This window comes from Streptomyces panaciradicis (genome assembly GCF_023516615.1).
Lineage (GTDB): Bacteria > Actinomycetota > Actinomycetes > Streptomycetales > Streptomycetaceae > Streptomyces > Streptomyces panaciradicis.
This window is the reverse complement of sequence record NZ_JAMGBF010000116.1, coordinates 1-25,128: the sequence shown is the minus strand read 5'-3', so window position 1 is coordinate 25,128 and position 25,128 is coordinate 1. Positions and strand designations below refer to the sequence as shown.

The 25,128-nt window shown below is 72.6% G+C and carries 23 protein-coding genes and 2 pseudogenes; 7 read left to right on the top strand and 18 right to left on the bottom strand.

What is annotated here, in order from left to right; translation table 11 throughout:
- Nucleotides 1-79 precede the first annotated feature (79 nt).
- From M8J74_RS31935 to M8J74_RS31925, 3 genes are all read right to left on the bottom strand, one after another.
- Nucleotides 80-502, bottom strand: a complete 423-nt coding sequence (locus tag M8J74_RS31935; RefSeq protein ID WP_249839777.1) for an SSI family serine proteinase inhibitor — start codon at nt 500-502, stop codon at nt 80-82.
- A complete protein-coding gene (locus tag M8J74_RS31930) occupies nt 499-1,863 on the bottom strand; it encodes a M14 family zinc carboxypeptidase (protein WP_249839776.1) in 1,365 nt (454 codons plus the stop codon). Before M8J74_RS31930 ends, M8J74_RS31935 begins: the two co-directional genes overlap by 4 nt.
- A gap of 159 nt (nt 1,864-2,022) precedes the next feature.
- Nucleotides 2,023-2,574: an FHA domain-containing protein gene (locus M8J74_RS31925; protein WP_249839775.1), complete on the bottom strand. Its 552-nt coding sequence runs from the start codon at nt 2,572-2,574 to the stop codon at nt 2,023-2,025.
- A 173-nt stretch (nt 2,575-2,747) separates the two neighbouring features.
- Between M8J74_RS31925 and treZ the strand changes: the two genes are divergently transcribed.
- The gene (gene treZ, locus M8J74_RS31920; RefSeq protein WP_249839774.1) at nt 2,748-4,493 is read left to right on the top strand and encodes a malto-oligosyltrehalose trehalohydrolase; all 1,746 of its coding nucleotides are present in this window, start codon (nt 2,748-2,750) and stop codon (nt 4,491-4,493) included.
- Between the two features lie 44 nt (nt 4,494-4,537).
- Here the strand turns inward: treZ and M8J74_RS31915 are convergent, their stop codons facing one another.
- Nucleotides 4,538-5,479 carry a phosphotransferase family protein gene (locus tag M8J74_RS31915; RefSeq protein ID WP_249839773.1) on the bottom strand — a complete coding sequence of 314 codons (942 nt, stop codon included), beginning with the start codon at nt 5,477-5,479 and terminating at the stop codon, nt 4,538-4,540.
- 46 nt (nt 5,480-5,525) lie between these two features.
- Nucleotides 5,526-6,653 carry an aminopeptidase P family protein gene (locus M8J74_RS31910; protein ID WP_249839772.1) on the bottom strand — a complete coding sequence of 376 codons (1,128 nt, stop codon included), beginning with the start codon at nt 6,651-6,653 and terminating at the stop codon, nt 5,526-5,528.
- A 228-nt stretch (nt 6,654-6,881) separates the two neighbouring features.
- Here M8J74_RS31910 and M8J74_RS45175 point away from each other — a divergent pair.
- Nucleotides 6,882-7,040 (top strand): annotated as a pseudogene (locus tag M8J74_RS45175) (LysE family translocator); the annotation flags it as partial.
- Here M8J74_RS45175 and M8J74_RS31895 read toward each other — a convergent pair.
- Nucleotides 7,040-7,121, bottom strand: a pseudogene (locus tag M8J74_RS31895) (LysE family translocator); the annotation flags it as partial. The pseudogenes M8J74_RS45175 and M8J74_RS31895 sit on opposite strands and share 1 nt — an antisense overlap.
- 134 nt (nt 7,122-7,255) lie before the next feature.
- Here M8J74_RS31895 and M8J74_RS31890 point away from each other — a divergent pair.
- Nucleotides 7,256-8,011, top strand: coding sequence for a metallophosphoesterase (locus tag M8J74_RS31890; protein ID WP_249839771.1), 756 nt, complete (start codon nt 7,256-7,258; stop codon nt 8,009-8,011).
- On the opposite strand, the gene M8J74_RS31885 is transcribed toward M8J74_RS31890, so the two are convergent.
- The 7 genes from M8J74_RS31885 to M8J74_RS31855 all read right to left on the bottom strand — a co-directional run bounded on the left by M8J74_RS31885 (nt 8,004) and on the right by M8J74_RS31855 (nt 16,467).
- Nucleotides 8,004-8,624 (bottom strand): PDZ domain-containing protein, encoded by a 621-nt coding sequence (locus M8J74_RS31885; RefSeq protein WP_249839770.1) that lies wholly within the window; start codon nt 8,622-8,624, stop codon nt 8,004-8,006. The two genes, M8J74_RS31890 and M8J74_RS31885, sit on opposite strands and share 8 nt — an antisense overlap.
- 167 nt (nt 8,625-8,791) lie before the next feature.
- Nucleotides 8,792-10,672 carry an O-aminophenol oxidase PhsA gene (gene phsA, locus M8J74_RS31880; protein WP_283948851.1) on the bottom strand — a complete coding sequence of 627 codons (1,881 nt, stop codon included), beginning with the start codon at nt 10,670-10,672 and terminating at the stop codon, nt 8,792-8,794.
- 119 nt (nt 10,673-10,791) lie between these two features.
- A complete protein-coding gene (gene cyc2, locus M8J74_RS31875) occupies nt 10,792-12,948 on the bottom strand; it encodes a germacradienol/geosmin synthase Cyc2 (protein ID WP_249839769.1) in 2,157 nt (718 codons plus the stop codon).
- Nucleotides 12,949-13,088: 140 nt separating this feature from the next.
- The gene (locus tag M8J74_RS31870; RefSeq protein WP_249839768.1) at nt 13,089-13,841 is read right to left on the bottom strand and encodes an ABC transporter ATP-binding protein; all 753 of its coding nucleotides are present in this window, start codon (nt 13,839-13,841) and stop codon (nt 13,089-13,091) included.
- Nucleotides 13,838-14,701 (bottom strand): ABC transporter permease, encoded by an 864-nt coding sequence (locus M8J74_RS31865; RefSeq protein WP_249839767.1) that lies wholly within the window; start codon nt 14,699-14,701, stop codon nt 13,838-13,840. Before M8J74_RS31865 ends, M8J74_RS31870 begins: the two co-directional genes overlap by 4 nt.
- On the bottom strand, nt 14,698-15,504 hold the full coding sequence (locus tag M8J74_RS31860; RefSeq protein WP_249839766.1) for an ABC transporter permease: 807 nt from the start codon (nt 15,502-15,504) through the stop codon (nt 14,698-14,700). The genes M8J74_RS31865 and M8J74_RS31860 overlap by 4 nt, the downstream gene beginning before the upstream one ends.
- A gap of 6 nt (nt 15,505-15,510) precedes the next feature.
- A complete protein-coding gene (locus M8J74_RS31855) occupies nt 15,511-16,467 on the bottom strand; it encodes an ABC transporter substrate-binding protein (RefSeq protein ID WP_249839765.1) in 957 nt (318 codons plus the stop codon).
- A 225-nt stretch (nt 16,468-16,692) separates the two neighbouring features.
- Here M8J74_RS31855 and M8J74_RS31850 point away from each other — a divergent pair, with 225 nt between their 5' ends.
- A complete protein-coding gene (locus M8J74_RS31850) occupies nt 16,693-17,952 on the top strand; it encodes a cytochrome P450 (RefSeq protein ID WP_249839764.1) in 1,260 nt (419 codons plus the stop codon).
- Between the two features lie 3 nt (nt 17,953-17,955).
- Here M8J74_RS31850 and M8J74_RS31845 read toward each other — a convergent pair whose 3' ends face one another.
- Together M8J74_RS31845 and M8J74_RS31840 are read right to left on the bottom strand one after the other, a co-directional pair.
- Nucleotides 17,956-19,125: a damage-control phosphatase ARMT1 family protein gene (locus M8J74_RS31845; RefSeq protein ID WP_249839763.1), complete on the bottom strand. Its 1,170-nt coding sequence runs from the start codon at nt 19,123-19,125 to the stop codon at nt 17,956-17,958.
- Nucleotides 19,126-19,228: 103 nt separating this feature from the next.
- Nucleotides 19,229-19,876: a ScbR family autoregulator-binding transcription factor gene (locus M8J74_RS31840; RefSeq protein ID WP_249839762.1), complete on the bottom strand. Its 648-nt coding sequence runs from the start codon at nt 19,874-19,876 to the stop codon at nt 19,229-19,231.
- Nucleotides 19,877-20,348: 472 nt separating this feature from the next.
- Here M8J74_RS31840 and M8J74_RS31835 point away from each other — a divergent pair, with 472 nt between their 5' ends.
- The gene (locus M8J74_RS31835; RefSeq protein ID WP_249839761.1) at nt 20,349-21,278 is read left to right on the top strand and encodes a lytic polysaccharide monooxygenase auxiliary activity family 9 protein; all 930 of its coding nucleotides are present in this window, start codon (nt 20,349-20,351) and stop codon (nt 21,276-21,278) included.
- Nucleotides 21,279-21,296: 18 nt separating this feature from the next.
- On the opposite strand, the gene M8J74_RS31830 is transcribed toward M8J74_RS31835, so the two are convergent.
- Entirely contained in the window at nt 21,297-21,950 is a 654-nt protein-coding gene (locus M8J74_RS31830) for a Tat pathway signal sequence domain protein (RefSeq protein WP_249839760.1), read from the bottom strand.
- 671 nt (nt 21,951-22,621) lie between these two features.
- Here M8J74_RS31830 and M8J74_RS31825 point away from each other — a divergent pair.
- Nucleotides 22,622-23,293: a DUF6230 family protein gene (locus tag M8J74_RS31825; protein ID WP_058922373.1), complete on the top strand. Its 672-nt coding sequence runs from the start codon at nt 22,622-22,624 to the stop codon at nt 23,291-23,293.
- Entirely contained in the window at nt 23,293-23,733 is a 441-nt protein-coding gene (locus tag M8J74_RS31820) for a DUF6114 domain-containing protein (protein ID WP_249839759.1), read from the top strand. The genes M8J74_RS31825 and M8J74_RS31820 overlap by 1 nt, the downstream gene beginning before the upstream one ends.
- A 104-nt stretch (nt 23,734-23,837) precedes the next feature.
- On the opposite strand, the gene tatA is transcribed toward M8J74_RS31820, so the two are convergent.
- Both tatA and M8J74_RS31810 read right to left on the bottom strand, forming a co-directional pair.
- Nucleotides 23,838-24,062: a Sec-independent protein translocase subunit TatA gene (tatA, locus tag M8J74_RS31815; protein ID WP_249839758.1), complete on the bottom strand. Its 225-nt coding sequence runs from the start codon at nt 24,060-24,062 to the stop codon at nt 23,838-23,840.
- A 131-nt stretch (nt 24,063-24,193) separates the two neighbouring features.
- A partial coding sequence (locus M8J74_RS31810) for an HAD-IC family P-type ATPase (protein ID WP_249839757.1) occupies nt 24,194-25,128 on the bottom strand: 935 nt, incomplete at its 5' end.

Below are 25,128 nucleotides of genomic sequence, written 5' to 3'. Positions count from 1 at the left end.
CGTAGGCCCGCAGGCCGTCAGGCCGTCAGCCGTACGCCCTCAGCCGCCACCCGCCAGCCACCCAGCCCCAGCCCCGCTCTCAGCCGTCGAGTGCGAACACCGAGCCCGTGCGCGCCGACATCGCGCATCCGTTGGGGAAGGTCTGCGCGTACTCGACCTGCCGGCCGTCCCACATCCCGCGCGCGTGCACGCTGACCGGCGCGTAGACCATCGGGCAGAACACGTCCTTCGGCGGAAGTGCCGCGATGTCGCCGTCCGCCGCGGCCAGTTCCGCGCACGCCTGGGCGGCGAGCGTGTGCCCCTGGGGCGGGTCGCACAGCAGGAGGGTGCCGCGCGTGTCGCTGGAGCGGGCGTCGCCCTTGGTGACCGTGAGGTAGAGGTAGTCGCCGGCGAGCGGGTAGGGCGGCGCGGCCGCCGCCTGCGCCGGGGCCGCGCCGGCCAGGAGCAGGACGGCCGTCAGCAGACCGCCCCGTACCGCTTTCGCTGTGGTGCTGATCGTCATTCCAGATGCATCGGCACGGCGGCCTGGGAACCCCACCCCGGCTCACCCGAACGGGAGCACGCGGGCGCGTGCCCGACGGCGAGTTCGAACGCGTCGAGCACCACGCGGGACTGGTACTCCACCTGGCGCGTGACCGGTATCCAGCGCGCGCCGCAGCCGTCGCGGTAGTCGACGCACCACTCGTCGATCAGGCGGTCCAGATGGGGCAGCACGCCGGCCGGGTCGCGTCCGGCGGACGTGACGAGCTGGTGCAGCAGGCCGGCCGTGCGCAGCGCGAGCCGCCGTCCGGCGATGCGCAGGGCGGCCAGGTGTGCGGTGCTCATCGGCGGCAGCGGGCGCGCCCCGTCGGCGACGTCGGGGTCCCACGCGTCGGCGAGGCCGGGGCAGACCAGTAAATAGTCGTCCACCGGAGCGAGCAGACGGGCCGCGTCCGGCACGTCCGCGAGATGCGGCCGGACCTCTGCCAGGAGCCGCTTCAGGAGCAGGGTGTCGTGGCGGAGCGTGTGGCTGACGGTGCGCAGCACGGCGGCCGCGTCGGCGGGCGGGGAGCCGTCCTCGACGGCGGCCACGCCCCACATGGGCGCCTCGACGATGGCGGTCACCGTGCCGTACCGGTAGGGGTGGTACCAGGTCGACTCGACGGCGGCCTCGGTGATGGCGGCGGCCAGGTCGCCGATCCGGGGCGGCGGGATCCGGTAGACGGCGGGGCCGAGGTTGGGCCAGTACAGGGTGTCGTACGGGCCGAGTTCGCGCGGGACGCGCAGGCGGGCGGCGGTGTGGGCGACGCGCTGGGCGAGGCCGGGCAGGTCGTGGGTGAGCTCGACGAACCCGCCGCCGACGTCGACGCCGTGCAGCGAGCACTGCAGGAAGGGCCGCAGCTCGTCCTGGAGGTGGAGCAGGGTGCGGGTCTCCGGCAGCGCGGCGGCCGCCGCGCCGTCGGGCAGCCACTCGGGCTGTTCGTGGAAGCCGGGCCGGAAGAAGTTCCGGAAGTAGCGGCCGAGGCTGTACGGGCCGCGCAGCCAGCCCTCGTTGCGGCGCAGGCCGTCGGGGTCGAGGGAGAGCAGCAGGTTCCAGGTGGCGTCGGCGCCCTCGGTGTAGCGGGGGTCGGCGAGCGCGCGTTCGGCGAGGCGCAGGACCGTGGCGCCGCCGACGGGCTCGTTGGCGTGCGGGCCGGCGACGACGAGGGCCTGGCGGCTGCCGTGACCGACGGAAAGCAGCCACAGGGGAGTGCCCGCGCGCGAGGTGCCCACGCGGCGCAGCCGTGCGGTGCGCGGGTGGCGGGCGACGAGTGCGGCCGCCCGGGCGCCGAGTTCGTCGACGGTCGGGTAGCGCTGGAGGGGCGGCAGGGCACACCTCCACAATGCGGTGCCGTCGGTTCACCTGACGTACATGGCGTACGCACAGTCAGTCACGAGTTGCGGGGTACGTCAACACCGTGGAGGGGAAGAGGATTTGAGCCATCACACCAGGTCAACCCGGTGTCATGCTCAGGCCAAAGCTAAGGTCCGGCTCAGTCGTCCTCAGTCGACGGCGAGCCGGAAGGACATCCGCCCGAAGCCGACCTGGTCGCCCTCGCGGACGACGGCGGCGCCGATGACCCGCCGGCCGTTGACCGTCGTGCCGTTGGTGGAGCCCAGGTCCCGCAGCACCCACATGCCGCCCTGCCGGCTGAGCTCGGCGTGCACCCGGGAGACCGTCTCGTGCGTCAGGCGCAGTCCGTTGGCCGGATCCCGGCCTATCCGCAGCGCATGGCCGCCCGCCGGGTGCGGCAGCAGCAGCTTGGGCAGGCGCTCGGCCTGCCAGGCCCTGCGCAGCCGTACGGTGAAGCCGGAGACGGCCTCCACGGTGCCGAACACCAGACGGGAGACCCGGCTCTCCTGGGGCAGGTCGGCGGTGAGGACGGCGAGCTCGTCCGAGCGGCGGGCCGCGAGGGCCAGCTCCATGCGGCGGATGAACGTGTCGTGCGACAGCCGTCCCATGGCGACGCCGTCACGGAGCACCTTCAGCGCCTGGTCGCGCTCCGCGTCCGACAGCCGCGCGGGGTACGTGTTGAACTCGAAGGACGACGTCACGTTCGTGATTGTCGGTCAGTGAACCCCGAGTGTCCAGAAAACGAGAAAACGGCCGCCACGCGTGCGTGCGCGGCGAGACCCGCCGGAAAAGAGGCCATTGGAAAGCGGATTGATCTCGTTTGAAGCACCATGGACGGGCTACATCACGGTGAGCAGACGAAGGGGAACCGTCCGTGCAGTTCGAGGTGTGGGCACCGCAGGCCGGCCGAGTGACGCTCCAGTGCGAGGACGCCACGTACGCGTTGGAACCCGATCCGGAGCGGGAGGGCTGGTGGCGCGGCGAGGCGGAGGCGCGGGACGGCTCGCGGTACGGGTTCGCGCTGGACGACGGTCCCGTGCTGCCGGACCCGCGCTCGCGCAGGCAGCCGGACGGCCCGGACGGGCTGAGCGCGGTCGTCGACCACGGCCGGTACGCCTGGCGCGCCGACTGGACCGGACGCCCGCTCCCGGGCGCCGTGCTCTACGAGCTGCACGTGGGCACGTACACCCCTGAGGGCACCCTGGACGCGGCCGCCGGGCGGCTCGAGCACCTCGTCGAACTCGGCATCAGCCACGTCGAGTTGATGCCCCTGTGCCCCTTCCCGGGAACGCACGGCTGGGGCTACGAGGGCGTGTCGCTGTGGGCCGTGCACGAGCCGTACGGCGGCCCGGAAGGGCTGAAACGGTTCGTCGACCGGGCGCACGAACTGGGCCTCGGGGTGGTCCTGGACGTCGTGCACAACCATCTGGGGCCGTCGGGCAACTACCTGCCGGCGTTCGGACCGTACTTCACGGACACGCACCACACGCCCTGGGGTTCCGCCGTCAACCTCGACGCGCCCGGATCGGACGAGGTGCGCGACTACCTGCGTCAGAGCGCGCTGGCGTGGCTGCGGGACTACCGGCTGGACGGCCTGCGCCTGGACGCGGTGCACGCGCTGGCGGACACGCGCGCGTGCCACTTCCTGGAGGAGCTGTCGACGGCGGTGGACGCCCTGTCCGCGGACCTGGGACGGCCGCTGTTCCTGATCGCGGAGTCCGACCTGAACGACCCGCGGCTCATCACGCCCCGCGAGGAGGGCGGGTACGGCCTGCAGGCGCAGTGGAACGACGACTTCCACCACTGCCTGCACACCGCGCTGACCGGCGAGGACCAGGGCTACTACGCCGACTTCGCGCGCGCTCCGCTGGCCGCGATCGCGAGGAGTCTCACCCGCGGCTACTTCCACGACGGCACGTACTCCAGCTTCCGCGGCCGCCACCACGGGCGGCCCCTGGACAGCACGCGCGTGGCCGCGCACCGGCTGCTGGGCTACAGCCAGACCCACGACCAGGTCGGCAACCGCGCGCAGGGCGACCGGCTGTCGGCGACGCTCTCCCCCGGCCTGCTGGCCTGCGCCGCCACGCTCACCCTCACCGCGCCCTTCACACCCATGCTGTTCATGGGCGAGGAGTGGGCGGCCGGGACCCCCTGGCAGTTCTTCACCGACCACACCGATCCCGAGCTCGCGGAGGCCGTACGGCGGGGCCGGCGGCGGGAGTTCGCGGCGCACGGCTGGGCCGAGGAGGACGTGCCCGACCCGCAGGACCCGGCGACCCGGGACCGGTCCTGCCTCGACTGGAGCGAGCCGGAGCGCGACCCGCACGCGCGCGTGCTCGCCTGGTACCGCAGCCTCATCGCCCTCAGGCACGAACAGGCCGACCTCACCGATCCCGACCTCGGCGACACCAAGGTGGCCTACGACGAGCGGGAACGCTGGCTGGCCTTCCGGCGCGGCGACGTGCGCGTCGCCGTGAACCTCGCCAAGGCCCCCGCGGCGATCCCGCTCGGACCGCGCCACGCGCGCGTGCTGGCCGCGTGGGAGCCGGTGCAGCCCCCGGGCGCCGACGGCGTACTGCACGTGCCGGGCGAGTCCGCGGTGGTGCTGCTGCAAGGGTGAGCGCGGGAGCCGGCGGGTTCGCGAAAGCCGGGCCCATGGGGCCGCTACGGCTCCTCGCCCGCCCCCGCGTCCCGCAGTTCCGTCACCCGCTCCAGCAGGATGGCCTCCCAGGCGCGGCGGAGCTGGAGCCGCAGGAGCGGCAGGGCGGCCTTGTCACCGGCGTCGAGGCGCTCGGCTAGGCGGATCACCGTGTCGCAGCGGGCCAGCCACAGTCCGCGCAGGCAGGGGCGGGCTCCGTAGCCGGCGAGGGTGGCGGCGCGGACCGCGGCCGGGGAGCCGACGGCGACCGCGAGACCGGCGATGTCCTCCGCGGGGTCGCCGACCGCGGCGGCGGTCCAGTCGAGGACGCCCCGGACCCGGCCGTCGGCGCTGACGACCAGGTGCTCGCCCCGCAGGCCGTGGTGGACGAGGACCGCGGTGCCGGGCTGCGCGGCGAGCTGGACGGCGGCCGGCGGGGTGAGCTGCTGCAGGCGTGCGCGGTCGAACTCGTCGGCCGCGGCCAGCCGTCGGGCGGCCTTCTCGGCGGCCCTGCGCAGCGCCTCCAGGGAGCGCGGGGCGGTCCGCGGGACGCCGAGCGCCTCGGCCTGCCGGGCGGGCACCTCGCGCAGTCCGGTGAGCAGTCCCGCGAGGTCGGCCTCGCCGACGGCCGACACGGCGTGCTCCTCCGCGGTGCCGCCGGGCACCTTGGTGTCGAGCGTGTACGTCAGCCCGGGCGCCCACTCGCCGTGCGCGACGCTGGTCGGCACGGCGAACGGCAGGTGCGGGCGCACGACGTCCCGCAGACGCAGTTCGCGGCGCTGGCGCAGCGCCGCGTCGCGGTCGGGGGCGAGGCGCAGGACGTGCCGGGTGCCGACCCACCAGGTGGAGTGCGCGCCGCCCTCGGTGACCGGCCGCACCTCGGGCCCGGCGGTGCCCGTGCCGTCCTTCAGCAGGGAACTGACCAGTCGGCGGACGGTGTCCGCGGTGGGTGTCGGTGCCTGGGTCATGGTCACGCCGTTGTCACTCGGGGGTGTACGGGGGCTCATGGATCGCTCAGTCCACTATGACCATCTCGCGGTCGGTGTCGTTGAGGCGGCGGCCGCCGTGCTCGGTGACCGTCACGATGTCCTCGATGCGCACGCCGAAGCGGTCCGGCAGGTAGACGCCGGGCTCCACCGAGAAGCACATGCCGGGCACCAGGGGCTGGAGTTCGCCCTCGATCATGTACGGCGGCTCGTGCGTGGTGACGCCGATGCCGTGCCCGGTGCGGTGGATGAAGTACTCGCCGTACCCGGCGTCCTCGATGACCGCGCGGGCCGCCCGGTCGACCTCCTGGCAGGCGACCCCGGGGCGGACCGCCCGGAAGCCGGCCTCCTGGGCCTCGCGCACGAGGTCGTGCACCCGGCGCTCCTCCTCGGTGGGCTCGCCGACGTGCACGGTGCGGGAGGTGTCGGAGCCGTAGCCGTCCTTCAGGCCGCCGAAGTCGAGGACGACCATGTCGCCGTGCTCGATGACGCGGTCGCCGACCTCGTGGTGCGGGTTGGCGCCGTTGGGGCCCGAGGCGACGATGGTGAAGTCGACCTGGGAGTGGCCGAACCGGCGCAGCAGGTCGGCGAGGTCGGCGCCGACCTCGGACTCCCGGCGGCCGGCGAAGGGGACTTTGCGGATCTCCTCGAAGGTCGCGTCGGCGGCCGCGCCCGCGGCCGCCATCAGCTTGAGTTCCGCCTCGTCCTTGACGGCCCGCAGCATCGGCAGGGCGTCGGTGAGCGAGGCGTACGTCGTGCCGGGCAGCGCCCGCTGCAGGCCGAGCAGATGCATCGCCCAGGCGTTGTCGCTGATGCCGAAGCGCCCGTCGACGTCGAGGAGGGCGGCGGTGGCGGCGTAGGGGTCCTTGCCGTCGGTCCAGTCCCGCAGGCTCAGGGCGGAGGCGCCCGCCGCCTTCGCCGCGTCCGGGGCCTCCAGGGTGGGGACGACCAGGACGGGGGCGCGCCCGGGGGCGAGGACCAGGAGGGTGAGCCGTTCGGTGGCCGCGGGGGGCGCGTAGCCGGTCAGCCACACCAGGTCCGGTCCCGGTGCCACGAGGAGCCCGGCGAGCCCGGCGTCGGCGGCCGCCCGCGCCGCGCGGTCCATGCGGGCCCGGTAGTCGTCGGCGGTGAAGGGCGCGGGTGTGCTGCCGGTCATCCGGGCCTCCCTGGTCGGGTGAAGGGACCACAAGGGACTACGGGCAGCATCCTGCCCGTACACCGGGGGCCGCGCGACCGGTCCGCGGATCTTTCGGCGGCCTCGTCGTCCACGGCGTCAGCCCTCCGGGGCGAGCAGGACGCCGAGAAGCAGCAGCACGCCTCCGGAGACCTGCTCCAGCCGCCTGCGCACCCCGGCACGGGACAGCACGGTGCGCAGGCGGCCCACGTCCGGGGCGTCGTCGCCGCCCTCGGGCTGACCGCGCTGCTCAGCGCCTCCGAGGTGGCCTACGAAGTGATGCGCTTGGCCGGCGGCGGGGGGAGCGGCTGGGCCGCCTACCGCGGTGGACTGCTGCTCAACCTCGCCAACCCCGAGGCCGCCGTGTTTGACGATCAGCACCGTGCTGGGCCCGGGTGAGGCGGCGACGAGCGTGCACGCGCCGAGGAAGGCGAGGAGGGTGCTCAGCATGGTGGCCATCGTGGCCCTGGTCGGGGGCCGGAACCACCACTTTTCCCCGCTTAACGGCGAACGCCTCGCCAACCATTAGCCGCTAATGCTTAGATGAACCTCATCCATTAGCCGACCCTGGGAGGCGTACGGCCGTGCTCGTACTCGCGCACATCAGCGATCTGCATCTCGACGGAAGCCCGCGGGCCACCGAGCGCGCCGAGCGGGTGCGGGACCGGTTGTGGGGGCTGCCGGGACGGGTGGACGCGCTGCTGGTGACCGGCGACATCGCCGACCACGGGACGGAGGCGGAGTACGAGGAGGCGGCCCGCATCCTGGGCCTGAGCGACGGCGGGGCACCGTTCCCGGTGCTGACCTGCCCGGGCAACCACGACGTCCGGGCGCCGTACCGCAAGGCCCTGCTGGGGCGCCCGGCGGCGGACGGGCCGGTGAACAGCGCGCACGTCTTCGACGACGGCGCGGTGCTGATGTGCGACTCCAGCATCCCGGGACGGGACGAGGGGGCGCTGGACGAGGAGACGTACGACTGGATCGAGGCGGCCCTGGAAGAGCTCGACGGGAGCGTGCCGGTGCTGCTCGCCTTCCACCACCCGCCGGCCGCCCTGCACCATCCCCTGTCCGACGCCTGGCGGCTGGCCGGGCCGGGCCGGCTGGCCGCGCTGCTGGAGCGGCGGCCGGAGATCGCGGGGCTGGTCACCGGCCACGCGCACACGGGCGCCGCGAGCGTCTTCGCCGGGCGGCCGCTGGTCGTCGGCCCCGGTGTGACGTGGACGCTTCGGCTGCCCTGGGAGGGCGAGGGGGCGGCCGACCGGGACGCTCCGGTGGGGCTGGCCTTTCACGTACTGGACGACGCCGGGCGCCTGACCACGCACTTCCGGGTGGTCACGTGACGACGCCGGGTACGGCGGTCAACTGCTGGTAGCCGCCGCTTCGGTGACGGACCGTCAGGGTGACACGGGCGCCGGGGCGGGCGTGGGCGACGGCGCGGGCGAGGTCGGCCGCCGAGTCGATGCGGGTCCGGTCGAGGGCGAGGAGCACGTCGCCGCGGACCAGGCCGGCCGTGCAGCCGGGGCCGGGGACATGGACGCCGACGACCAGGGCGCCGGCCTTCTCGGCGTCGACGGCCTCCACACCGAGGGTCGGCGCCGCGGGCGCCGGGGACGCGGTGTCCGGTGCGGGCCGCGGTGCGGGAGCGGAGTACGGTGCGGGAGCGGAGTGCGGTGAGGGAGCGGGGCGGACCGCGCCCGCCGGGCCGCCCGGGAGACGCACCTGGCGTTGCAGGTCGGCGAGCCTGCCCGTGCCGATCGCGGTGACGCCTACGGCGCCGAGGCCGACTCCGGACAGCACCAGGAGGGACCCGGTGAACAGCGCGAACAGCGCGGTCCTGAGCCGTCGGGCCCGGCGTCGCGCGGCGTGCGGGCGAGGCGCCGTCGGCCCGGGCGCGGCCCCGCCGCCGGGGTCCTGGCCGGGCATCGGCTTGGGACGCAACGCAGTCTGTTCCATGTCTCGCCTCCGGCTGGAGCCCTACCCTGCGCCCCGGCGTACGACGAGCCACGAACGAGTGAGACTGCCCGACGGGCGGGACGGAAAGCCGGTCCGGCGGGCGGCCGCTCACGCCCGCGTCCGAAGGTCCGGGCGCCGGCGCGAGCGGCCGTGGAGCACGCGCGGCGTCAGCCCGTGTGGCCCTCGCCGTGGCCGCCGTGGGCCCCGCCGTGGTCGAACCTCATCGCCTCCTCGGGCATGACGACGAAGGGCCGCATCATGCCCATGTCCTCGTGTTCGAGGAGGTGGCAGTGGTACATGAACCGGCCGTACGCGCCGTCGAACCTCCCCATGACGCGCAGGATCTGGCCGCCCGGCACCCGGAACACGTCCTTGTGGCCGAGTTCGTTGGGCGCCGGCGGGATCCGGGTCGCCGGGTCGAAGGCGATCGGCGTGCGCGTGCCGCCCACGGCCGGGTCGAAGCCGGAGACGTCGTAGGCGTCACGGCCCATGAGCTGGAAGTCGGCCAGGTGGATGTGCATCGGGTGGACGATCGGCGCGAGGTTGAGGAAGCTCCACTGCTCGTAGGAGCCCTCGGCGATGGTGAAGCCGAGGCCGTCGTTGAACGTCCGGGAGATGCGCCGGTACGTCTTCGTCGTGCCGTCGGCGCCGGTGAGCTGGATGACGCCGTCCGAGGGGATCGGGAGGTCACCGGGGTCGTCGACCTCGGCCATCTCCCAGATCTCCGGGTGCCCGCCGGAGCCCTTGGTGCCGGGCACGGTCAGCACGACCAGGCGGTGGCCGTGCGGGATGTCGTGAGTGAGGCGGCGGAAGGAACCGGACAGCACCTCGGGCAGTTCGAAGGTGTCCGGGCAGTCGTCCTCGCCCACGCGGAACTCCATCACCGCCGGGTAGCGCACGTCGCCCGCCGGGTCGGGCACGCCCGGCGGCCGGTTGCGCCCCTTGTTGACCAGCCGCAGCGTCCTCCCGGCGAGGCCGCGGAAGTCGATGAGCAGGTCGAAGCGCTCGGCCGGCGCCACCGTCAGCGTCGGCAGCGCGCCGTCGAAGTCGACCGGCACGGGGCGGGGCAGCAGTCCGCCGTCGCTGCCGATCTGGTGGACGACGCCCGGCACCGGGTCGCCGTCCTCGTCGACCAGGGCGAGTTCGTAGATGCGCGCGTTGGACGCGTTGACCAGCCGGAAGCGGTACCAGGCCGGGTCCACGTCGGCGTACGGCCAGATGCGGCCGTTGACCGTCGTGTACGGGCCGGTGAACGGGATGGAGACCGGCTTGCCCGTCTCCGGGTTCCGCTGCTGGACGATCACCGTCTTGTGCAGCAGCCGGCCGTTGAGCCGGCCGTCCTCGTCGGTGTCGAGATTGCGGTCGGCGAGCAGCAGCGGTATCTCCCGCTCCCCGGACGGGAGTTGCAGGGCGTCCTCCTCGTCGTCCCGGACGAGGTAGGTGCCGTACAGGCCCGTGTGCACGTTCCACCGGGTGATGTTCATGGCGTGGTCGTGGTACCACCACTGCACCGCCTGGTGGTCGTTCGGGTACTCCGACAGCTGGGCGTCGCCGAACCCGACGGCGTTGTCCGCCCAGCCGTCGTTGCCGCCGCCCGTCTGCGCGCCGTGCAGGTGCGTCACCGTCCACGCGGGCAGGGCGGCGACGTCCTTGTTCGGCTCGGCTCCCTCACGGCCCGGCTCGGTGCTGGGCGGCGGGGTGCCGGGCGCGCGGGCGGGCACCTCCACCGAGGTGACCGGGTACTCGCTGCCCTTGGGAACCCGGTTGGTCCAGGCGATGCGCACGCGCTGTCCGCGGCGGACCTCGATGGTGGGCCCCGGCACGTGCCCGTCGTAGCCCCACATCAGGGTCGGCGGAAGCTGCGGGTGCAGGCGGACCCAGGTGGGGCGCACCGCGATCTCGGTCTCGCGCAGCACGTCTCCGGTGCCGGGCCGCAGGACGGGCGGGACCGGCAACGGCGTGACGTACGGCACCAGTTCGTCCGGAGCCGGTGCCGGTGCCGGGTCCCCCGTGCCGTCGCCAGCGATCCTCTCGATGATGTCGGTCAAGGTCGAACACCCCCGTGTGTTCTGTGGTCCTGTTCTCTCACCTCACTTGACTCACGGCACACCGGCGAAGTTCCCGGAATGCCCCATTCCGCGGAGATTGGCAAGAAATCTGCGGTTGTTCAGTGGACAGGTACGGCGGGCCGGAGGTCCGGCAGGAAGCCGTGGGTGCGGCGGGCCAGATAGTCGGGCTTGTAGCGGTCGACCTCGCGGTGCCAGTTGAGGATGCCCGACAGCCAGTGCTGCAGGTCCGTCACATAGCCCCGCATGATCTCCCGCGCCTCGTCGGAGAGGTCGAAGTCGTCGTACACGAGGGGGAGTTCGTTCGCCGCGACGTGCTCGAACTGCTCCATGCGCCGGGTCATCAGATCGTGGACGACGCGCAGGGCGGCCGGGTAGTCGACGCCGAAGAAGTTCTGGACCACCAGGATCGTGTTGTGGATCTCGCCCTCGTACTCGATCTCCTTCTGGTACGAGAAGACGTCGTTGACCAGGCAGGCGTAGTCGACGGCGGCGTTCTCCAGGGAGCGGACCGGCCCGCTGCGGTAGACCTCGGGCGGGACGGCGGGGCCGTGCCCCATCCGGCACAGGCTCATGGTCAGGTCCGCTCCGAAGGTGGCGCGGCGCATCTCCAGGTAGTCGACCGGGTCGGGGATGCGGTTCTGCAGCTGGTTGGACAGCTCCCACACCCAGCTCTCGGTCATCACGTCCACGGCGTCCTTGAGGATGCGCCGCTGGTCCGGGGTCATCAGCGCCGTCGTACGCGCCCACAGGTCGGTCAGGCCGCGTTCCATGGCGTTGACCGGGACGAGGGTCTGTCCGCCGTCCAGGGGCATGCACTCCGACAGGCGCCGTGTGGTGAGGCGGGCGGCGGCCAGGTCGCGCCGGTGGCCGAAGACGAGCGGGTAGTAGTCGTCGCCGTAGGTGCCCCAGGCGAGCCACGCGGCGCTGAGATCGAGGGCTTCGGGTGTCGCGTCGGGGTCGAGGCCGGCCGAGCAGAGCGGCAGGTCGTAGGCGGCCAGCTTGTCCTCGTCCCAGACGCCCTCGTGCAGGATGCCCATGGTGCGCGTCCAGTCCGCGAGGCGGGTGCGGGCGCCCTGAAGGTGCGGGCTCAGCTCCACCTGGAAGGGCATGTGGAAGTCGGGCAGCAGCGAGGGGCCGACCTTCTGGTACGGCACGTGCGTGTACGCACGCAGCCTCTCGACGCCCGCCGACGCGAAGAGTGCGCCGACGTCGGCCGCTGAGGTGCCGGGGCCGGCCGGACCGTGCCAGGGATGGGTGGCACGCGCGCGGGCGTTCATGTACCGGCTGGAGCGCAGGTGCCACTCGTGGCCGCCGGACTGCCAGTCCTGCAGGCCCTGCGTGTACTTCGCGACGGCCGCGACCTCGGCCGGGGTCAGACCCCGGTCCAGGGCGAGCGCGGGCACCTCGGTGAGCGCGGTGTGCTCGAACTGGTGCAGGCGTGAGGTCAGCACGTCGTTGACGGTGTCGGCGGCCTCCTGGGTGGTGCAGCCGAAGAAGGTCTCCAGGACGAGGACGCCGTTGCTGTTCTCGCCCTCGTCCTCGACCTCGCGCTGGTAGGAGAAGAGGTCGTTGCGCAGGTGGACGGCGTCGGAGAAGGTCTCCATCAGCACCCTGAGCGGCCTCGATCCGGCGACGGACGCGGGCACTTCGGCCGTCGCGTACTCCACCAGTCCCGCCGACCAGGGCGCGCCGCCCACCTTGCGGCGCATCTCGATGTACTCGACGGGGTTGGCGATCCGCCCTTCGTTGATGTTGGACAGTTCCCACAGGGACTCGTTGAGCAGGTGCTCGGTGGCCACGGCGAAGCGGCGGCGCCAGTCGACGGACATCGACGGCACGGTGCGCGCCCACAGGTCGGCGAGTCCGGCCTCGACGGGGTTGCGCGGCTCGGGCACGGCGGTCGCGAGGTCGAGGGGCATGAAGAGCGGGAGCCGGTCCAGGTACGCCTTGCCGCCGGGGCGGTCCTGGGTGCGTTTGAAGGTCTCCAGGAAGTGGTCGTCGAAGAAGAAGACCCACACGTACCAGTCGGTGATCAGCGACAGGGCGGGGGCGTCGCAGTCGGGGTGGGTGTAGGCGCAGAGCAGTCCGTAGTCGTGCGCGTCGAGGTCCGACTGCTCCCAGATCCCGGACCCCTCCAGCATGCCCATCTCGCGGGCCCAGCGGGTCGAGTGGGCGCGCGCCTCGTCGACGTGCGGGTTCAGCCGCGCGGGATACGGCATGTAGAAGTGCGGGAGTTCGAAGGGCTGCTGCGTCATGGCCGGGCCATACCCGTGGCCCCGCGGCGGCATCCGCGGGGCGGGACATGATCACACCATCGCGTGAACCGGGGCGGATCCGGGAGCGTCCGCGGCCTCTTGGGCCGTTCACGCTTCGGACGGGTCGGGCCGGCGTGCTCTCAGGCGCCCCGCACGGCTCGCCCCACCCGCGCCCTGAGCGCGACGAACTCGGGCAGGCCGCGGGTGGTGATCTGGTCGCGCTTGCCGGGGAGTTCGACGGGGAGGTCGAGGACGACGCGGGCGCCGGGGCCCGAGGAGAGGACGACGACGCGGTCGCCTACGTAGACGCTCTCGTCGATGTCGTGGGTGACGAGGAGGATGGTGGTGTTCTCGGTGCGGTGCACTTCCAGGAGGAGGTCTTCGAGGTCCTCTCGGGTCTGGGCGTCCAGGGAGCCGAAGGGCTCGTCCATGAGCAGCAGCGAGGGGCGGCAGACCAGGGCGCGGGCGATGGCGACGCGCTGCTGCATGCCGCCGGACAGCTGCCAGGGATGCCGGCGGGCGGCGCCGTCGAGACCGACGCGTTCCAGGATGCGCTCGGCCTCGGCGCGCCGCTCCGCGCGGGCCAGGCCGCGGCGGCGCAGCGGCAGGGCGACGTTGTCGCGGACGGTGAGCCAGGGGAAGAGGGAGCGGCCGTAGTCCTGGAAGACGACGGCGAGATGGTCGGGGACGCCGGTGACGGGCGTGCCGTCGAGGGTGACCGTGCCCTCGCGCGCGGGCCGCAGTCCCGCGACGGTGCGCAGCAGCGTGGACTTGCCGCATCCGGACGGGCCGACGACGCACAGGAGTTGGCCGTCGGGGACGGTCAGGGTGATGTCGCGCAGGACGGGGTGGTCGCCGTAGCGCTGGCCGAGGGCGTCGAGGCGGAGGGTCATGCCGTCGTCCTTCCCCGTCCGAGCAGCCGCCGCTCGACCGCCAGCAGAACGGTGTTGAGGACGTACCCGAGGACGCCGAGCAGGAGCAGGGCCGCCCAGACGGTCAGCAGGTCGGAGCGGGACTGGGCGTCGGTGAGGGTGAAGCCGATCCCGTCGGCGGTGCCGGGCAGGAGTTCGGAGAACACCATGAGGATCAGCGAGAGCGAGAGGCTGAGGCGCAGGCCGGCGAAGATGCGGGGCATCGCCGACGGCAGGAGCAGGAAGCGGAGCCGTTCGACGGGGTGGAGGCGGAGCACGGCGGCGACGTCCAGCCGGAGCGGGTCGGTGTTGCGCACCCCTTCCGCCGTGTTGATCAGCACCGGCCAGACGGCGCTGAAGGCGATCGCCGTGATCTGCATGGGGGTGCCGAAGTCCAGGACCACGACGAAGACGGGCACCAGGGCCGGCGGCGGCACGGCGCGGGCGAACTGCAGCACCGGGTTGCACAGCGCGTACGCCCACCGGGATCGCCCGACCGCCACGCCGAGACCGATCCCGCAGACGACGGCGATCCCGAATCCGGCCGCCATCCGCCCCAGGCTCGGCAGCACGTTCCCCACGGCCGCGTCGGTGAGGAAGAGGTGCCGGACGGGCCCGGAGAACCACAGGGCGTGGGCGCGACCCGCGACACGGCTCGGGGGCGGGAAGTAGACGCTGCCGTGGGCTCGCGCGACCGCCTGCCAGACAGCGAGGGTGAGGAGGAGGACCAGAAGGCGCGGGAGCAGGGCGCGGCGGGACGCGGGGCCGGCAGCGGAGGAGGACGCGGCGGGGCGGGAGACGGGGGACGTACGCGCCGTGCCCTGCCCCTGCTCCCCTCTCACGCCCCCACCCCCCGGGCGGTCGTCGCCTGCCGTTCCGGTGTCCAGGGGAACAGCCGGTGTTCGCCCCACACGAGCGCGCCGTTCACGACGAGCCCCAGGGTGCCCGCCCAGACCACGCCGGCGAGGACGTCGCGGGTGCCGTCGGTGGCCAGTTCGGCCTGGGCGATGAAAATGCCGAGGCCCTGCCCGAAGCCGGAGAGGAGTTCGGTGGCGACGGCGAGGACGAGGGCGACGGCCGCGGAGATCCGGACGCCGGCGGCGATGAAGGGCGCCGTGCCGGGGAGTTCGACGCGCAGCAGCACCGAGAGCCGGCCGAAGCCGAAGGCGCGCAGCGTGTCCTTGGCGAGCGGGTCAATCTCACCAAGGCCGTAGACGGTGTTGAACAGGACCGGCCAGACGGAGGCGTACGCGATCAGGGCGACCTCCGTCTCGGTGCCGGTGCCCAGCAGCAGGGAGACCAGGGGGATCAGCGCCACGGACGGCAACGGCCGCAGGAACTCGACGATCACGCGTACGGCGGAGTCGACGACCGGCAGGCTGCCCAGCAGCAGCCCGAGCGGCACGGCGATCGCGACGGCGAGCCCGAGGCCGAGCGCCCAGGCGCGCAGGGTGGCGCCGACGCCGTTCAGGAAGACCCGGTCGCCCGCCAACTCGACCGCGCGGGCGAGGACTTCGGAGGCGGGCGGGAGATAGCCGCGCCGCACGAGGCCGGCTCGCCCGACGATCTCGCAGACACCGAAGGCGATCAGAGCGCCGGCAAGCCCCAGCCACGGCTCCCGGCGCCGTCGTACCCGCCCGTTCACCTCGCGTCACTTCACCAGGAGCGTGGCCGGATCGATGTTCTTCTTCAACAGGCCCTGTTCCTTCATCAGTGCGGTGAGCCGGCGCAGTTGGGCCGCGTCCGCGGTCGCGGGGTAGAACGGCAGGTGGATGGTCCTGGCCTGGTCCGCGGTGACCTTGGTGTACTTGGGGAGTTCGGCCCGTACCGCCGAGGGGTCGGCGGAGGCGAGCTTCGAGGCGGCCTCGATGGCCCGCCGGAACGCGGCCGCGGCCTCGGCGTGACCGGTGGCGAACTTCCCCGTGGTGACGTAGCCGCTGATGGGCAGCGACCGCACCGGCGCCGTCGCCCCGTCCAGCAGCACCGTCGCCTTCAACTGCCCCTGGATCGCGCTGTCGAAGGGTTCCACGGCGTGGACGGCGTCGACCTGGTTCCGCTCCAGCGCGGGCCCCATCTGCGGGAAGGCGATCTGCCGGTAGACGGGCCGGCCGACGCCCTGCCGGCCGAGGATCGCGTTGAGGGTGAGGGACTGGATGTTGTTGAGGATGTTGACGGCGACCTTCTTGCCCGCGAGGTCGGCGACGCTCCTGACTCCGGAGTCGCGGGGCACGAGCACGTCCATCATGTGCGGCGCCGTGCGCACGCCCTCGGCGAGGATCCGCAGGTCGAGGGTGCCTTGCTCATCGGCCTGGAGGAACGTCACGTAGTTCGCGCTCGCGATCACGTCGACCTGCCCCTTGGACAGGGCCGGCAGCGCCTGGATGCTCTGCTGGACGGGCTGGATCCGGACACTCAGCCCTTCCTTCTTGAACAGGCCCCGGTCCCGGGCGAGGTAGAGCGCGGCCGAGTCCGTCAACGGCAGTGCGGCGACCCTGATTTCGGTCAGTCCCCCGCCCTCGGCGGAGTCGGATCCCCCGCCGTCGCCGCAGCCCGCGAGGAGCAGTGCCAGAGCGGCCAGGACGGCCGCCGGCCTCCCGGTCCGCGCCACCCCGGACCGACGCCCTGTCCGTGCTCGACTTCCCACCCGCAATCGATGCAACGCCATGCGGGCATACCTATCAGGGTTCTGTCATGATCACCACAGATTGATCGGGGGGACGGCAGCTGTTCGAAGAGGATGGAAGTGTTCGCCGCCCACTCTGCGTGCCGCGCCCCGAGGCCCCGCGGTCACCGTTGCCTTGCCGCGTCCCGGCCGTCGCGTCACCGTGGTGCCATGAGCGCACCTGAGGCCCCGCCCGTTCCGGACGTCTTCGATCCGCGGCAGTACGCCGTCGAGGTGCCCTACGCCGCCTATCGCGTCCTGCGCGATCATCATCCCGTGGCCTGGCAGGAGGAGTCCGAGGTGCTGGGCTGGCCGGCCGGGCCCGGGTTCTGGGCGGTGACGCGGCACGCGGACGTGGTGCGGGTGCTGAAGGACTCGGCGACGTACTCCTCGTACCTGGGGGCGACGCAGATCCGCGATCCCGACCCCGACGACCTGCCCTTCATCCGGCGCATGATGCTCAACCAGGACCCGCCGGGGCACGGCAGGCTGAGGCGCCTGGTGAGCCGCGCCTTCACCCCCGGCCGGGTCGACCGCTTCACGGCCGTCGCCCGGGAACGGGCCCGCATCCTGCTCGCCGAGGCGGTGCGCACGGCCCGTGCGGCCGACGGCACGGTCGATGTCACCGCCGTGACCGACGAGTACGCCCTGCTCAACCTCGCCGACCTGCTCGGCGTCCCGGCCGCCGACCGCGGGCTGCTGCTGCACTGGACCCAGCGGATCATCGGCTACCAGGACCCCGACGAGGCGGGCCCCTCCCTGCTGGACGCGGCGGGCAGGCCGGTCGACCCGCGCTCTCCCGCGGCCCTGCGGGACATGTTCGACTACGCGCAGCGGCTGGCCGCGCACAAGCGCCGCCACCCCGCCGACGACGTGCTGACCACCCTCGCCCACGACCCCGAACTCGCCGACGCGGAGCTGGAGATGTTCTTCTTCCTGCTCACCGTCGCGGGCAACGACACGGTCCGCAGCGCGGCCCCGGGCGGACTGCTCACCCTGGCCGAACACCCCGAGTCCTACAAGGCACTTCGCGCCGGAGGGTTCGAACTCGCTGCGGCAGTCGATGAGTTGCTGCGATGGCACCCGCCCGTGCTCACCTTCCGCCGCACCGCCGTCCAGGACACGGAGCTGGCCGGCCGGCGCATCCGCGCCGGGGACAAGGTGGTCGTCTTCCACGCCGCCGCCAACCGCGACGAACGGGCCTTCACCTCCCCGGACCTCCTCGACCTCGCCCGCACACCGAACCCGCACGTCTCCTTCGGCGACGGCCCGCACGTCTGCCTCGGCGCGCACTTCGCCCGTCTGCAACTTCGGGTGCTGTACGAGGAGGTCCTGCGGGAGCTTCCGGTGCTGCGGACGGCGGGACCGGCCCGGCGGCTGACCTCGAACTTCATCAACGGCATCAAGTCGCTGCCGTTGAGCCCGGCATGACGTCTACGTGCGCACCTGGACGAGGGCGTGCGTCCCGCTGGTGCGCCACCGCTGCCCCTCCGCCGCCACCAGCGCGGCCTCCGTGTCCGCGTCCAGGCCGGTGATCACGTCGGACTTCAGGGTGCGCAGGGCGGCCACCGGACCCGGGAAACAGGCGGTGACCCCGGCGAACGGGGTCGTCGGCGGCCACCGGCGATCACCCACCAGACGGCGGTAGTTGAGGTCGCCCTTGACCACGGTCAGCGCGGCACCGGCGAGTTCCGCGCGCAGGTCGCCGGGCATGTCCGCGTACGGCAGCGGGGCGCAGGAGAAGGGGTGGGCCCGCACCGCGAGGCGGCCGTCGGTCATCGCCGACCAGAGCGTACGGCCGTACGAGGCCGCCACACCCGGCGCGGCGGCCAGCCGGCGGAGTGCGTCGAGGACGTCCGCGGGAGTGGCGTCGGAGACGTAGTAGGGGTGCGGCTTGACGTGCAGCACCGCCCGCTCCACGCGCCCGCCGTCGAGGAGATGGGCGATCAGCAGGAGGTCGGGGACGAGTTCGCGGCCCGCGTTGTCGGCGATCAGGCAGAGCGTGCCGGTGCCGGAGGGCGGGAGCAGGGACCACAGGGCGTCACTGTCGTCGGCCACCAGCCCGGGGACGGCCGCCGCCGTGCCGGCGCTCGCGTCGGAGAGCCGGAAGCCGAGGTCGGCGCGGTTGCCCCAGAGGGAGCCGTGGAGCAGGGCCGGGCCCGTCTCCCGCGGGGACAGGCCGTCCAGGGCGGCGAGTTCCTCGTCCGTCTCGGGGGCGTCGAGTTCGGCGAGCTTGAAGGGGCGGAACGGATCGATGCCCTGCCAGGGACCCGGCTCGAAGTAGCCCACGGCTTCAAGGAGTTGGCGGTAGAAGTAGCTCTCGGACCACAGCCACGGCACGTCGTACCAGGAACGGCCCGCGTACGTGGTCAGGCCCCAGGCATTCCAGCGGTCCCGGTCCGGCGCCGCCGCCGGGAGCGGTTCGATCACGCCTTTGGTGCAGCTGTCGAGGAGCGCGTCGAGCGCGCGATGCGTCGCGGGGCCGTACGGGAAGGCTTCTCGCACCTGCCGGATGATCGCCGGGTGGCGCTCGGCGAGAACGCTGTGGGGGAACGACCCCGGCTCGTTGCCGAGAATCACGGGCGCGGACGGGGCGTGAGGCATGCGGCTCACCGTATCGCGCGGCTCGGACGGCCCCGGGCTCCCGCTCCGGTCGCGCGGCGGGCCTCGGACGGTTCTCGGCCCCCGCTGCGAAGCCCGGCGCGCCTCAGACGGTTCTCGGCTCGCGCTCCAGCCGCGCGGCGAGGCTCAGATAGCGGGCGCGGCGGGTCACCGGGACCAGGCCGCGGATCATGACCTGCCACATCTCGGCGACGCGGCGGGGCTGGCGGGCGACGGGTTCGAGGGTGCGGCCCACGACACGGGTGCCGACGAACCAGCTGACCAGAGCGTGCGCGGTGGCCTCGATATCGATGTCGGGGTGGATGTCGGACTCCTTGACCGCGCCGTGGAGCTTGCGGGAGGCCAGGTCACGCCATTCGGTGAACGGATGCGTGAGCGGCGGGCGCACCTCGACGGGGCCGGTGGCGAGACGGAGTCCGGCCCGCTGTATCGGGCCCTCCACGGACATGCGGGAGATCCCGAACGTGATGCGCATCAGGGTCTCCAGGGACGAGTAGCCCCGGCTCTCCACCTCGTGGGTCACCTCGCGCGAGGCCTTGGCCTGGAGCTCCATGATCGCGTGGGCCAGGTCCTCCTTCGCCGCGAAGTGGAAGTACAGGGCGCCCTTGGTGACTTGCGCGTACTCGACGATGTCGCTCAGGCTGGTCGATTCGTAGCCGCGACGGTCGAACAGTTCTGCTGCGGCTGTGATGATCGTCGCGCGGGTCTGCTCGGCGCGTAACTGCCTCGCCATCGACTGAACTCTCCTGGGACCGGGACCGAACACTCCTGGGAAAGACTTGAACCCTCCCGGGACTGGAAAGAACGGGGCATGCCGTTTGTTTCTTACTCCCCGTACACGATATCTCACCGTGCGGTGATGCGGACGGTGCCCTTTCAGACCGTCGACTCACCTTAGCTGGCGGGGAGTTGGCCCGCCGCGCCGCCCCGGGCGGCTCCCGACGACACGTGTCACCCGGCGTTTGCGCAACCGGTGGGCCGCCAGGGTCTGTTGAGGCATTCCCTGCCTCGGCCCTGCGAAAACGGATGATGTCCCGGGGGGTGGCGCGCCGATGCGGGCGGGCGCCGAAGTACGGGGCGATCAGTTGGTTTTCAACGAGTCGAGGAGTCCGGGCGCCCGGGTACCGACCGGTGAACAACCGGCGCCGGTTCGCCGTACTCCACGGGAGCAGCCCGTTCCCGCGCCGGCCGAGGAGACGATCCGGATGCCCCGGATGACCGCACACCGCACCGCCCTGGCGGCCGCCTTCGTGACCCCGTTCCTGCTGCCGCTGTGGGCGGCGGGTCCCGCGCAGGCGCACGGCGCGCCCACGGACCCGGTCAGCCGGGCGTACGCCTGCTCCCCGGACGGCGGGACGAACGCGAAGTCGGCGGCCTGCCGGGCGGCCGTGGCCGCGAACGGCGCGCCCTTCACGTTCTGGGACAACCTGCGCGTGGCGGACGTGAACGGGCGGGACCGGCAGACCATTCCGGACGGCAAGCTGTGCAGCGGGGGCCTGCCCGACTACAAGGGCCTGGACCTGGCCCGCGCGGACTGGCCGGCGACCCGGCTGGAGCCGGGCGCGACGCTGAGGATGACGTACGCCTCGACGATCCCGCACACCGGCACGTTCAAGCTCTATCTGACCGAGCAGGGCTACGACCCGACGAAGCCGCTGACCTGGTCGGAGCTGCCCGAGCGACCGTTCGCCACGGTCAAGGACCCGGCGCTGACGAACGGCGCGTACCGCATCACCGCCAAGCTCCCGTCCGACCGGAGGGGACGGCAGATGCTGTACACGATCTGGCAGAACAGCAGCACGTCGGACACCTATTACTCGTGCTCGGACGTGGTGTTCCCGGCGGCCGGGGGCGCCGGCACCCCGGCCGCCGGGCGTACGGGCGGCGGCACTCCGGCGGCCGCGCGGTCGAACGGCGGCTCGCCGTCCCCGACGGCCGAGAAGCGCCGTACGGAGACGGAGCCCGCGCAGAACACGGAGGCGACGCCGGCGCCGTCGAGTCCCGACAGCACCCCCGTCGCCTCCGCCCGGAACGCGGACTCGGGCCCGTCCGCGCCCCTGCTGGCGGGCGGCGCCGCCGCGGTGCTGGTGCTCACCGGCGGCGCCGCCCTGGCCCTGCGTCTGCGTCGACGCTGAACCCCGTTTCTCCGAACGTCAGTTGACGTAGACCGTGGCGCCGTTGTCGGTCACCGGGGCGTACTTGGCGGTGAAGTAGCCGCTGCTGAAGCAGAGCGACGAGCCGGACACCTTGGTGAACTGCTGGTTGGTGAAGTTGATGCTGTTGTCGGCGTTGTCGGCCGTGCCGATCAGGCTGGGGGCCTGGTAGACGCAGGTGATGCTGCCCAGCAGCGTCTTCAGCTTGACCGTGGTCTGGATGGTGGAGCCGCTCGCCGGGGTGACCGTGAGGGTGCCGTCGGAGGCGACGGTGGTGGTGTACGGCAGGTTGTCCACCGTGATGCTGCTGACGCCGGTCACGCCGAGGACGTTGCTGGTGCAGCTGCTGCTGTCGAAGGTCTGCCCGCTGACCGACTCGGTGGCCGTGCCCGGCGCCGCGGGGTTGTCCGTGACGGTGGCGCTGAAGGTCGAGGACGCGCAGGACACACCGCTCGTGCCGGTCGCGCTGGAGTACAGGGTGGCGTGGGTGCCGCCGGCCAGCGGGGCGGTGAGGGTGTCGCCGACGGCGACGGCGGCGCCGCCCGCGGAGCCGGTGGTGAGGACCGCGGTGTCGGCCGCCGAGGCGGGGGCGACGGCGGGCAGGGAGAGCGCGGCGACGGTGCCGACGAGGGTGAGAAGGGTGCGAGTGCGCATGCGTCAGTGCCTCTTTCGGAAGTGGGGGTGGTTCGAGGGTGAGTGGAACGTGGGGGTCTGAGAACGGTGGGCGCGGGTCGGCGTCCGCCGTTGCCGGCCCGTGACGCCTTCTCCTTACGTCACGGGCCGGCGACGGCGACCGGCCGGCGGTCGGCCGCAGACCCGTGGGGAGGGCCGTCGGCCGGGCCGGCCGGGAAGTCGGCCCGGCGCGGACCAGGGGGGAAGTGCCCGTGCCGGGCCGTGGAGGGCTTGTGCCGGGCGAGGAAGTGCCCGCTCTGGACAACAGGGGTCCGGGAGACGCGGACGATGCCGCGTGACAGGGATCCGGCGCCACGGATCCGGGTGAAGCCAGGGGCAGTTGTAGACCTGATGTTCAGTCAACGTCAAGCGTTCACAAGGGAGTTGACGATCGTTCTAATAGTCCGCACAAGAAGAGAGGGACACCGGTCGGCTCACGGCCCACGGGCGACCCACAATCGACACCCTTTTTTCACAACTGCCTTGACCCTCGAAAGTAACCACGGGTAACTTCCTCGCTGGCTACTGCGGAGTACGAGAAAGCCCTTCCACCCGCCGGGAGTTGGAAGAAGCCGTGCGTCCGCAGGCTGTCCGCGCCAGGACAACGCGCCGCTGACGCCCAACCCGCACTGACTATGCACATGGGAGCAGAAATGGCCTCGTCCCCGGACGTCACCTCGTCCGCCGACCTCACCCCCGAGAACCCCGAAAGCGGTTCCTCGTCCGAGCCCGCCAGACGCGGCCGGGTTCGCGCCCGCCGCGCCGCGGTGATGGCGGTTCCCGCCGTCGCCGCGCTCGCCGGCCTCGGCATCCTCACCGCCCAGGGTGCCCTGGGGGTGTCGTTCTCGATCTCCGGCATGCCCTTCACCGTGACCGCGAAGTCGCTGGACGGCACCGGCTTCGAGCAGTTCGGCGCGCTCGACAGCATGATCGACAACAGCCCGAACGCGGGCGACACCGGTGGTCAGGTCCTGGTCGTCACCTCGGCGATCAAGAACGCGACGCTGGACAGCCTCTGCCAGAGCGTGGACCTGGGCGGCACCAACCTGCTCATCACCGCGGGCAGCGGCTCCTCGAAGGTGCAGGCGAACAACCTCACCACCGACTCGACGCAGCTGACCGGCGACGCCTCGTTCAACAACATCGAGATCGGCAACGACGCGAGCACGCTCAACAAGGCCGGGGTCAAGGGTCCGGAGGGCGTCTTCAGCCAGCAGGCCGACACCGTCCACATCGACAACCTGCGGCAGACCAACTACGCCACCACCGCAGGCGTGTTCAAGCTTCCGGGCCTCAAGCTCCGGTTCAGCGACTCGGGTTGCTGATGTCGGGCACCCCGAAGCAAGGGTTCGGTCCCGCCTTCCGTCACTGGAGGGCGGGCCGGCCGTTCTGGGGCGGGCTGCTGCTCACCCTGGGCGGGGCGGAGATCCTGCTCACCGAGAAGGCCTCCCTGAAGGTCATCATGCACATCGGCATGCAGGGTCTGGCCGGCTATCTGCTGCCGGTCGTGATGGTGCTGTGCGGGCTGCTGACGCTGCTCAGCCCCGGTCAGCGCCTGTTCTACTCGATCATCGGTGTCATGTCCTCGCTGGGCACCTGGCTCACCTCGAACCTGGGCGGCTTCTTCATCGGCCTGCTCCTGGGCGCGGTGGGCAGTTGCCTGATCTTCGGCTGGCTGCCCGACCAGGAGCCGCGCCGCAGCCGCCGGCAGCGCCGGAAGGACGCGGAGGCGCAGCCGGCCCCGGAAGCGGTCGAGGTGCCGTAGCGCGCCCGTGGACCCGCACGCAACAGCCGTAGGACACACGTGCAGGCCGGCCCGGAGTACGACTCCGGGCCGGCCTGCACGTGTGCCTGTGTGCGGGAAGCGGCTCAGGAGGCCGCGGCCCCCTTGCCGACCTCCGTCGGCTCCACGACCGTCGGCGCGGGCGGCGCGGCGGGCCCCTCGTCCTTCATCGCCTTCGCCTCGCTCTTGAGGATGCGCATCGACTTGCCCAGGGCGCGGGCGGTGTCGGGCAGCTTCTTCGAGCCGAAGAGCACGATCACGACGATGGCCACGATCAGCAGGTGCCAGGGTTCCAGTCCGTTGCGGAGCATGCCGCACCCTCCCTTTCCTCAACTACGTCACACGTCGGCGACGGACGGTCGGCGCTGCTCGCACACCCGTCAACGGTTGCCACTTTGCGCAACTGTACAACCCACGGGCGGGCGTGCCGAGAGTCTCCCGGTCATCCGTGCCGCCGCTCGTACCAGGCCCTCGCCGCGAGCAGGGCCAGCGCGTACAGGGCGAGCACGGCGGTGAGCAGGAGGTGGTACGCGGCGGGCAGGGCCGTCAGCCCGAGGGCCGTGCCGAGCGGGCTGAGCGGCAGCAGGAGCCCGACGGCCGCGAGGCCGGTGGCGGACCAGCCGAGGGGGCCGGGCGCGCGGCCCTCGGCGAGCCGCCGGCCGGTGCGCAGCAGGAGCATCACCAGGGCCTGGGTGAGCAGGTTCTCGGTGAACCAGGCGGAGTGGAAGACGGGGGCGTCGTCCACGGACTCGGAACGGGGCAGGGCGAGTGCGAGGACGGCGAAGGTCGCGAGGTCGGCGACGGCGTTGAGGACGCCGAAGCCGGTGATGAACCGCAGGAACGCCCGGGGTCGCAGGCCGGCCGGGCGGCGCAGGGCGGCGGCGCCGGGGCGGTCGTGGGCGAAGGCGAGCTGGGCGGCGTCGAAGCAGAGGTTCTGCACCAGCACCTGGGCCGGCAGCATCGGCAGGAAGGGCAGCAGCAGGCCGGCCGCGAGCATCGCCAGGACGTTGCCGAGGTTGGAGGAGAGCGTCACGCGCAGGTACGAGGCGATGTTGCCGCTGCTGTAACGGCCCGCGGTGACGGCGTGCCCGATGGCCGTGAGGTCCTTCGCGGCGAGCACGACGTCGGCGCTCTCCCGGGCGACGGCCACCGCGTTCCGGGGAGCGATCCCGACGTCGGCGGCCCGCAGCGCGGGCACGTCGTTGACGCCGTCCCCGAGGAAGCCCACGGTGTGCCCGGCGGCCCGCAGCCCGGCGACGACACGGGCCTTGTCGTCAGGGGTGCAGCGGGCGACCACGACGGTCGGCCCCTCCGGGGATTTCGCTCCGGCGACCACCGGCGAGGGTGCCGCCCACGGGGCCTGGAGAGGCCCCCGGA

Excerpts from the sequence above, each read along its gene's own strand:
- M8J74_RS31935 (WP_249839777.1), bottom strand. The coding sequence starts at position 502 with ATGACGATCAGCACCACAGCGAAAGCGGTACGGGGCGGTCTGCTGACG.
- M8J74_RS31915 (WP_249839773.1), bottom strand. The coding sequence starts at position 5,479 with ATGACCCAGGCACCGACACCCACCGCGGACACCGTCCGCCGACTGGTC.
- M8J74_RS31910 (WP_249839772.1), bottom strand. The coding sequence starts at position 6,653 with ATGACCGGCAGCACACCCGCGCCCTTCACCGCCGACGACTACCGGGCC.
- M8J74_RS31885 (WP_249839770.1), bottom strand. The coding sequence starts at position 8,624 with ATGGAACAGACTGCGTTGCGTCCCAAGCCGATGCCCGGCCAGGACCCC.
- cyc2 (WP_249839769.1), bottom strand. The coding sequence starts at position 12,948 with ATGACGCAGCAGCCCTTCGAACTCCCGCACTTCTACATGCCGTATCCC.
- M8J74_RS31870 (WP_249839768.1), bottom strand. The coding sequence starts at position 13,841 with ATGACCCTCCGCCTCGACGCCCTCGGCCAGCGCTACGGCGACCACCCC.
- M8J74_RS31850 (WP_249839764.1), top strand. The coding sequence starts at position 16,693 with ATGAGCGCACCTGAGGCCCCGCCCGTTCCGGACGTCTTCGATCCGCGG.
- M8J74_RS31845 (WP_249839763.1), bottom strand. The coding sequence starts at position 19,125 with ATGCCTCACGCCCCGTCCGCGCCCGTGATTCTCGGCAACGAGCCGGGG.
- M8J74_RS31840 (WP_249839762.1), bottom strand. The coding sequence starts at position 19,876 with ATGGCGAGGCAGTTACGCGCCGAGCAGACCCGCGCGACGATCATCACA.
- M8J74_RS31835 (WP_249839761.1), top strand. The coding sequence starts at position 20,349 with ATGCCCCGGATGACCGCACACCGCACCGCCCTGGCGGCCGCCTTCGTG.
- M8J74_RS31830 (WP_249839760.1), bottom strand. The coding sequence starts at position 21,950 with ATGCGCACTCGCACCCTTCTCACCCTCGTCGGCACCGTCGCCGCGCTC.
- M8J74_RS31825 (WP_058922373.1), top strand. The coding sequence starts at position 22,622 with ATGGCCTCGTCCCCGGACGTCACCTCGTCCGCCGACCTCACCCCCGAG.
- M8J74_RS31820 (WP_249839759.1), top strand. The coding sequence starts at position 23,293 with ATGTCGGGCACCCCGAAGCAAGGGTTCGGTCCCGCCTTCCGTCACTGG.
- tatA (WP_249839758.1), bottom strand. The coding sequence starts at position 24,062 with ATGCTCCGCAACGGACTGGAACCCTGGCACCTGCTGATCGTGGCCATC.